Origin of the sequence: Anaerotignum lactatifermentans DSM 14214 (genome assembly GCF_900142265.1) — a bacterium.
In the GTDB taxonomy this organism is placed as follows: Bacteria; Bacillota; Clostridia; order Lachnospirales; family Anaerotignaceae; genus Anaerotignum; species Anaerotignum lactatifermentans.
This window is the reverse complement of the sequence record NZ_FRAH01000118.1, coordinates 1-6,014: the sequence shown is the minus strand read 5'-3', so window position 1 is coordinate 6,014 and position 6,014 is coordinate 1. Positions and strand designations below refer to the sequence as shown.

Here is a 6,014-nt window from a genome sequence, read left to right as displayed (position 1 = left end):
AAGAAAGGATATCCTTTCGATAATGCCTGCTGTGAATGTTTCTTCAAGTACCTCAAAAAAGAAGAAGTTAACCGTAAAACATATCATTCTCTGCAGGAACTCCGGTTATCTGTATTCGAATACATCGAAGGATTCTATAATGCCAAGAGACCGCATAGTTCTCTCGGAATGATGACACCAAATGAAAAAGAAGAATGGTACTGGGCACAGCACTAAGCAGCTGTACTCGGCACTTTTCTTTATAAATTGTGTCCACTTTATTGACTATAGTCCAACATAGTGTTACTTATTTACAATCACATTCTGTCCAATGACCTACCCATACCCCTTTTGTTTCATTCCATAATCTATGCATTTTCACACCATTAACAGTTGTATGTACATAGTAAATAACATCAGCTCTTGGCTCCACTGATTCCGCATCAGTTTCTACTGCACTTACTGATTCTGAATTAGTTGCTGCCATAGCAGGAACCGGCATGCAAGCTAACGCCATTGTCAAACACATTACTTTCAAAAAATTCTTTTTCATTTAAAATCCCTCCGTTGATACAAATCCAACATCTTCCATTGCTTCTTTTGTTTTAAATTCTGCTATCACTTCATCTCCAACATAAACAAAGTATTTTCCATTCTGATACCTGATATCATATTCCTGCTGTGTAAAATCACTAAGATTTACAGCAGGTGGTGCATATCCCGGCTGAATGACAAAGCTATAAGAATAGAAAAAACCTATCAACATGACTATACCAAGTACAATCTCGAACATGTAATTCCTTTTTCTATCCAAAAGCACTTCGAATCTCTGTTTTAAATGTGATCCAAAAGCAAAATTGTTAATATAAAAAACATCTCTTTTTGCCCCTTGCGCCCGTATCGAATATTCCCGTTTTGCTTCCTGTAACAAGCATTCTAAATATTCTAGTTTTTCCCACTGTTTAAAATCTTTGCTAATGGAATAATCACAATAAATCTCCAGCAAATGCGAACATGCATTTCTAAATACATACACCAACGGATTCCACCAGAACAGAACCTCAATAATCGTGATCAATAGCTTAATCCAATTTGTTTTATTTGCAAAATGTTCTAATTCATGATGCAGTATGTATCTAAGTTCTTTTTCCGAATATGATACATCAGGCAAAAGAATCGTTTGTTTAAAAAAGCCAAACTCCATAATGCTATCAAAATATTTGTCCACAATCAGCGTAGTTGGAAAATGATAGCCGTTTGCTGCCTTTACTTCCTCCAAGATATCTGCCATCTTTTTATCGCACCTCATAGTTCCGCCACTGCAGCCAATCACAAAGGTTCGATAACTTTTAAACTTATGAATAAGCAAAAGTACTGAAACAGTAATCCATATCAGCATAAGTAATATTCCAATTTTTACATGATAGTCCCCAATATCAAAAAGTGGTCGTTGGAGAACATCCAGTATCATTGGAAATACATTATATGATGGAATTACTTCTGTATGTCCATTTTCAAGTGGCACAAACATCCTAACCAAAATCAAAATACCAATGACTTTAAATGGTATTAAAGAACTCTGCAATAGTATTTTTTTTGAATTTGCTAGGAAAATAAAAAGGATAAAAAATAAATTACTAACAATTAGTGCCGTACATAGTGAATACCCTGTTATCGAAAACATGATGCACCTCTATATCAATTCTCCTTACCATGATTATCATTATCCTCTAAACCATTCTGGCGCTTTTTGATCCATTCTTCCAAATCATTAATGATTTTTTCATCGTTTGCAGAATCGTCACCCAGCAAACTTGCCATAAAATATCCAATATTAAATTTTGATTTTTTGTTTTCATAAACTTCTGATACTTGACTAGAAAGATATTCTTCCATACTAATTGCAGGTACAAACAGACGACTATTTACCTTTCCACTTTTTTGTGTGCCGCATACTTCAAGAAAACCTTTTTCTAACAAAGTTCTGATCAATGGATGAGTCGAATTCTTTGACCATGATCCTTCTTTGCGACATTCCATCAAATCCACAGCTGTCAAAGGTTTATCACTATTCCAAAAAACCATCATCATTTCATACTCCATTGGAAAAAGATATGGTATGTTTTTTTTCATAGAATCATCTCCTATATTTATTTACATTATATTTTAATATATTATTTATTTATTGTCAATTATATGATTTTTATTAATATCTTGCTAGAATACCATTCTTTTATTAACAATACTACAAATCTTATTGACAACATCAATTTAAATATATATTATATTATGATACAATGTATTATATTATTTTATTTGATGGAGGTATAATTATGTTTTACAGAAATTTTCAAAGATATAAGAATGGCGATAATAATCTATATTTTTAAAAAGCATACTTATTATAATTATACACAAAATCGGTTGCTCATACTCTTATTTTAATATAATCATAAATCTTGGAATTTAACTCAAAAAGGATCTAGATTAGGGAGGTAAAATAATGAAATATCGATTAATTTGTTTATTATCAACATTATTGTTACTTAGCAATTCAGTTCCCGTATTTGCAAAAGCAGAAGATGCCTATTTTTTTGGTGGTAACGATCCAAATGAAGAAATCAACACCCGAGTGGAATTGGAAAACACAAGTGCATGGCTCAAAGAATATGGTTTTAATGTTCCTGGTCTCTTTTTGAATCCAACTATAGAAGAATATTCAGATGCAAATTTAAATAGCGGATTCCTTTATATTGCTGGTCATGGAATGTATGATGGTATTAGTACTGGTCATGGTTGTGGCATTACTACCCAAACAAACAAACCATCTCATAAGAATATTTCGAATACAAATTTTAGTAATTCTCAATGTGTAATTCTTTCTGCTTGTTCAACGGGTGCATTAGTAGGAAATCAATATGTTGGACTGGGAACTACTTTTATAGACAATGGTGCAAACTTTGTTCTCGGATGGTGCAAGGACATTGATAGTGGAACCGTTGGTCTGTTTAGTGATGAGTTTGCCAAAAATTTGTGTGTAAATAAAAAAACATACATGAATGCATATATTTCAACAAAAAATTATATGCTAAATGAATATAGTCAAATTACAAGCAACAATAATATTTGGAAAACATACATGCTTGGAGATATTAATGATACACTCCAAAAACCCAGCAATATAAAATCAAGCAATTTGAAAAAACAAAGTGACAATATTACTGTGGATGATTTTCTGCTTGATAGCTTAGAACAACATATTATAACAGAACATATAGAATATCAGCAAGGAAGATATGATGAATTAGAAAGTTATATCAAAAAGTTTATTGATTCTAAATTTAATTTGGACGACTATGTCGTTCGAGAAAATCATATGACCAATACAGTGGATTTAGTAGAATTTAAATATGTGTTTAATAATTTAGAAACCAATTACGGGTTTACTGTTATTTATATTGATGGATTAGCTACAATCATCACCTTTACAAAAGATCATGATAAAGTAGATCTTGATAAATTGGTACTGAGCTCTTACACTTTAAACATAAGTGATGATGATTTTTACAAAAAAGCAATTGCTGAAGATAATGTTGAAAATGCTATTGTAAAAGAACAGCAATTGGAAACACGTTTTGATGCTAGCAGTTGTAAAGTTTTCCATATTGTCAATACAGTATACGAGGATTCAGAAGGTTATCGTTTTGCAACAAGTCACATTTATTAAATAGATACTAAAATACCGTAATATTATATGAATAACTCCTTTTTGAGAAATTCTAAGATTTTTTGAGGTGAAAGATATGAATAAACATTTTAAAATATTACATAAATTAATAATATGTGGATTTATCACAACACAAATATATACTCCAATAACTATTGGAGCTAGCACATTCCATATCACACCCAATAAGTATCCTATAATAACTAAAACAAAATATGGAATTACGGAACTAAATAATATTTCTACCTATTCTATTAATAACAAAACTTATATAAAATTACGCGATATCGCTAATGCATTTCATTTTAAAATCGAATGGGATAACAGTAATAAAGCAATCCTTTTATCTTTGGAGGAAAATGATAAAAATTCTTTAAGTATTAACTTAACAAAAAACAACACCTCCATTGAAGGAACTCCCACTAATCAAGATATCATCATAGATGGAAATCATGAAGTTCTAGCCGGATATAATATAAACGGATATACGTATTTTCCTATCAGGGATATTGCCAGCTTAACTAACCTAGAAATCATATGGGATCAAGACAGTCATACAATACTTATCGAACAATCAAATAGAGAATCAACAGAAGATAAGACCGGAATATCCGAAACTGTTGATATTATTGAATATGATAATGGAAAAGATCTAATCTTTAATGACAATAATCTAATGTATATCCCAGAATCAAAACAATATGATTCCATAGAAAAATATATAAAACAAAATATAGATCCACAATTCAAAATTGATGATTTTATTATTACAGAGTATTCATCAACAATTACTCCTTCTATCCATTACTTAGATATTTATTACTATCTTGGCGACTATAAAACAAATTTTGGATATCAATTAACCATAATTCAAAAATATGTAAAAACAATCAAATGTACCGGAAATCGTAACATGATAGAAAATCTAAATATGGATCAAATGAAAATACCTAATATTTCTAACGAGAAATTATGGGAAAAAACTCTATTGGAACATCAATATACCAACTGTATCATTAAAGGTTATAATATCATTCGTTATTATGATGAAGATAGCTCAAAGTTTAAGGCTGATGTTGTTGTGAATTTTATTGATCCAAATGGATATGAAGGAGCAAACAGACATACTTTTGTTTTATAGAAATAATGGTTTAGAAGAATATCTCCCCTCTAAATGTGCGGTAAATTTTATCATTTAAAGGGGAGATTTATTTCTTGAATTGTCAATTGGCTGCTATTTAGCACTTTATCTATAAGTATATGAGCATATCCCTTGAATAATGGTAGAGACCGTTTCAAGTTTTGTGTAAACTGAAAAAACTGATATAAGATATGCCATTAGTTACTTTGGGCAGAACCAATTTAGAGGTTCTGCCTTTGCTTTGTATTATACTGCAGTTTCCAGACATGTCAAGCAGGGCTGGCTTGACCAGCCCTGTCAGTCTTGTCGCTGCTTATAATCCAGACAGCCTTTCTTCAAAGAAAATCTCCAGCTGAGAATGGATCTGACCCCAATCCTGTCTGTGACCTGTCCATTTTTTCGTAATATCTATCATAGCCAGATACAGCGGCAGTGTGAAACTTTTTCTGTAAATATGTAACTGAAAGGTTCTTCTATGGTAAAATCTAAATTATAGGAGGACCTTTTATTATGGCAAAACAGAAGAAACCCATACATCGGGTACAAATGACAGAGGGAAAACGTAACATTATCCATCAGCTGCTGGAAGAATACGATATTCAGACAGCCGAAGATATTCAAGATGCTCTAAAAGATCTTCTTGGTGGAACCATCAAAGAAATGATGGAAGCCGAAATGGAAGACCACCTTGGATATGAAAAATCCAAGCGTTCTGATAACGATGATTATCGAAATGGCTACAAACGCAAACGAGTCAACAGCAGCTATGGCTCCGTGGAAATTGAGGTGCCTCAGGACCGTAAATCCACATTTCAACCTCAAATCGTAAAAAGCGTCAGAAAGATATTTCAGATATCGATCAGAAGATCATCTCTATGTATGCTAAGGGGATGACTACCAGACAGATCTCCGAAACCATCGAGGATATTTACGGTTTTGAAACTTCGGAAGGATTCATTTCTGATGTAACAGATAAAATCCTCCCTCAGATTGAAGATTGGCAGAACCGCCCGTTAGATGAAGTATATCCAATTCTATTTATCGATGCAATCCACTATTCTGTCCGGGATAACGGTGTCATTCGCAAATTGGCGGCATATGTAATTCTTGGAATTAATACAGCAGGAAAAAAAGAAGTGCTTACCATTCAGGTTGGTGATAACGAAA

The 6,014-nt window shown here is 32.2% G+C and carries 6 protein-coding genes and 1 pseudogene; 4 read left to right on the top strand and 3 right to left on the bottom strand.

Annotated features, from left to right (window positions below; all coding sequences use genetic code 11):
* The coding region (locus tag BUB35_RS17650) for an integrase core domain-containing protein (RefSeq protein WP_143185500.1) at nucleotides 1-216 on the top strand (216 nt) is incomplete at its 5' end.
* 70 nt (nucleotides 217-286) lie between these two features.
* Here the strand turns inward: BUB35_RS17650 and BUB35_RS17645 are convergent.
* The 3 genes from BUB35_RS17645 to BUB35_RS17635 are packed head-to-tail and all read right to left on the bottom strand — an operon-like array spanning nucleotide 287 to nucleotide 2,112.
* On the bottom strand, nucleotides 287-532 hold the full coding sequence (locus tag BUB35_RS17645) for a hypothetical protein (protein WP_072853872.1): 246 nt from the start codon (nucleotides 530-532) through the stop codon (nucleotides 287-289).
* A complete protein-coding gene (locus BUB35_RS17640; RefSeq protein ID WP_072853870.1) occupies nucleotides 533-1,663 on the bottom strand; it encodes a M56 family metallopeptidase in 1,131 nt (376 codons plus the stop codon). It lies immediately after the preceding gene.
* 14 nt (nucleotides 1,664-1,677) lie between these two features.
* Complete coding sequence (locus BUB35_RS17635; RefSeq protein WP_072853867.1) at nucleotides 1,678-2,112, bottom strand: BlaI/MecI/CopY family transcriptional regulator; 435 nt, start codon at nucleotides 2,110-2,112, stop codon at nucleotides 1,678-1,680.
* A 370-nt stretch (nucleotides 2,113-2,482) separates the two neighbouring features.
* Here BUB35_RS17635 and BUB35_RS17630 point away from each other — a divergent pair, with 370 nt between their 5' ends.
* The 3 genes and pseudogenes from BUB35_RS17630 to BUB35_RS20195 all read left to right on the top strand — a co-directional run.
* Nucleotides 2,483-3,706, top strand: coding sequence for a CHAT domain-containing protein (locus BUB35_RS17630; protein ID WP_072853864.1), 1,224 nt, complete (start codon nucleotides 2,483-2,485; stop codon nucleotides 3,704-3,706).
* A 76-nt stretch (nucleotides 3,707-3,782) separates the two neighbouring features.
* On the top strand, nucleotides 3,783-4,847 hold the full coding sequence (locus BUB35_RS17625) for a copper amine oxidase N-terminal domain-containing protein (protein WP_072853849.1): 1,065 nt from the start codon (nucleotides 3,783-3,785) through the stop codon (nucleotides 4,845-4,847).
* Nucleotides 4,848-5,357: 510 nt separating this feature from the next.
* Nucleotides 5,358-6,014: pseudogene (locus BUB35_RS20195) on the top strand (IS256 family transposase); the annotation flags it as partial.

Coding starts and splice junctions, on each gene's coding strand:
- BUB35_RS17630 (WP_072853864.1), top strand. CDS start 2,483: ATGAAATATCGATTAATTTGTTTATTATCAACATTATTGTTACTTAGC.
- BUB35_RS17625 (WP_072853849.1), top strand. CDS start 3,783: ATGAATAAACATTTTAAAATATTACATAAATTAATAATATGTGGATTT.
- BUB35_RS17645 (WP_072853872.1), bottom strand. CDS start 532: ATGAAAAAGAATTTTTTGAAAGTAATGTGTTTGACAATGGCGTTAGCT.
- BUB35_RS17640 (WP_072853870.1), bottom strand. CDS start 1,663: ATGTTTTCGATAACAGGGTATTCACTATGTACGGCACTAATTGTTAGT.
- BUB35_RS17635 (WP_072853867.1), bottom strand. CDS start 2,112: ATGAAAAAAAACATACCATATCTTTTTCCAATGGAGTATGAAATGATG.